This window comes from Mesorhizobium sp. M1A.F.Ca.IN.020.06.1.1 (assembly GCF_004023265.1).
GTDB lineage: Bacteria > Pseudomonadota > Alphaproteobacteria > Rhizobiales > Rhizobiaceae > Mesorhizobium.
In genome coordinates this window covers 1-1,563 of sequence record NZ_RZSR01001182.1, presented here as the reverse complement: position 1 = coordinate 1,563, position 1,563 = coordinate 1, and the positions used below count along the sequence as shown (strand labels likewise).

Annotated in this window: 2 protein-coding genes and 1 pseudogene; 1 reads left to right on the top strand and 2 read right to left on the bottom strand. The window is 59.8% G+C overall.

The window, feature by feature from the left end:
- Together EOA60_RS32275 and EOA60_RS32270 are read right to left on the bottom strand one after the other, a co-directional pair.
- Positions 1-186 (bottom strand): annotated as a pseudogene (locus EOA60_RS32275) (hypothetical protein); the annotation flags it as partial.
- A gap of 88 nt (positions 187-274) precedes the next feature.
- On the bottom strand, positions 275-895 hold the full coding sequence (locus EOA60_RS32270; protein WP_127335843.1) for a hypothetical protein: 621 nt from the start codon (positions 893-895) through the stop codon (positions 275-277).
- 290 nt (positions 896-1,185) lie between these two features.
- Here EOA60_RS32270 and EOA60_RS37920 point away from each other — a divergent pair.
- Positions 1,186-1,563, top strand: a 378-nt coding sequence (locus EOA60_RS37920) for a lytic transglycosylase domain-containing protein (RefSeq protein ID WP_164899744.1), incomplete at its 3' end; no start/stop codon positions are given.

Below are 1,563 nucleotides of genomic sequence, written 5' to 3'. Positions count from 1 at the left end.
AGTCACGGCCGCTGTTGAAAAAATGGCGGCCAGGTGGGCGAGCGAGACGTTGCCGCAATCGAGCTCTTTGCCATCGGCGGCGATGGCGATCGTGCCCCGCAAGCATGATTGCACGCCATAAAGCCGGTAGAGCTTGCTACCGTCGCGCCACGTATCTCCGGTCAGCAATTCGACGCTTTTCGACACCAGGAAGGGAGCGGCTGTCGCGTTTGGTGGCGCCACTCCTTCGGCGCTTACGGCGCGAGCGCACGCGAGTGTAAGGAGCGCGGCGAGGCTAGTTCGCTTCATCGCTCTGGAACTGTTTGCCAAGATCGGAGGCATGTTCGAGGTCCGGCCGCAGCGACTTGCCGTCCTTGTTGCGGCCGATTGTAGCCATGTCAAAGAAGACCATGGAATCATCGTCGTAAGAGACCGAGTAGGGATCGTTGCCATTGCCAGCCCCGACGAGCGCAAAGCATGAAACCGCGTCCGGTATCCCGGGCTGGCTTTTGAGGACCAGCGTCTTGCACAACACGACGGATGCGCGCGTGTTATAGACCGCGTCGTCATAGTCCTGCGCGGCCTTCGTACAATCCCATTTCTCAGCCTTGTAAGTGATCTTGGGCTTCGGGCAGGCCGCGAGGCCACGCAGCCTGTAGATGACGCCGTTGATGACGCGTTCAGTGGCGGAGTTGATTTGCACCGGCTTTGTTAGCGGGGTCACCTCGCGCTGCAACAGGTCCCCACGTGCGTCGTAGCGCTCGTAGACGAAGGTCTTTTCGCCAGGTCTAGCGAACTTCTGCAGATACGCGGTCGAGGGCTGCTCGAACGGATGCGGCTCGTTCGTGCCCAGATCGGCGGCGCCTGCGACGGTGCTTTGCACCAACATCGCCGCGAGGAAGAAAAACTGCTTCATCGGAATTGGCCTCGATCCTACTTCTCGTATTGACACTTTACTTTGGCTCCATGTACCCATAGTAAAATGTCAAAATCAGCAGTGCAATGAAAAACCGGATCGCTTTTGCGCTTTCTCTGTCAGCCGTCACGGCGCCATTCGCGGCACATGCGGATGACACGGCCTCGACGCGCATCGCGGCGGCGTTTGCACTGCCGGCCCGCGCGGCGGTTTCGACCTTTTCCGATGCTGATCACGGTTCGACAATTGGCGGGTGTGCGCCTGCGGATCCCAGGCGGGCCGCGGCCCTGGTGCGCCAGATCGCCGAGGAAGAAGGCTTCGATCCCGATCTGACCGAAGCGGTTGCCTGGGCAGAAAGCGACATGGGCGGCAATCAAGGGCCGTCTCGCGCCGGCGCTCTCGGCATCATGCAGCTCATGCCCAAGACAGCGTCTCGTCTTGGTGTGGCCGACAGATGTGACGCGAAAGCCAATGTCCGTGCGGGCGTCCGCTATCTGAAAGCGCTTTATGAGAAGTTCCATGATCCGCTGTTGATGTTGGCCGCCTACAATGCAGGCGAAGAGAACGTCTACAAAGCCAACGGCATTCCCGTGAACGAGGAGACCACGAAATACGTGGCCAAAGTGCTCAATCGCTGGAAGCTCGCCAAGCTGATCAAGGCTCCCCTT

Bases quoted from the DNA above. Each gene is read 5' to 3' on its own strand.
- EOA60_RS32270 (WP_127335843.1), bottom strand. From the start codon at position 895: ATGAAGCAGTTTTTCTTCCTCGCGGCGATGTTGGTGCAAAGCACCGTC.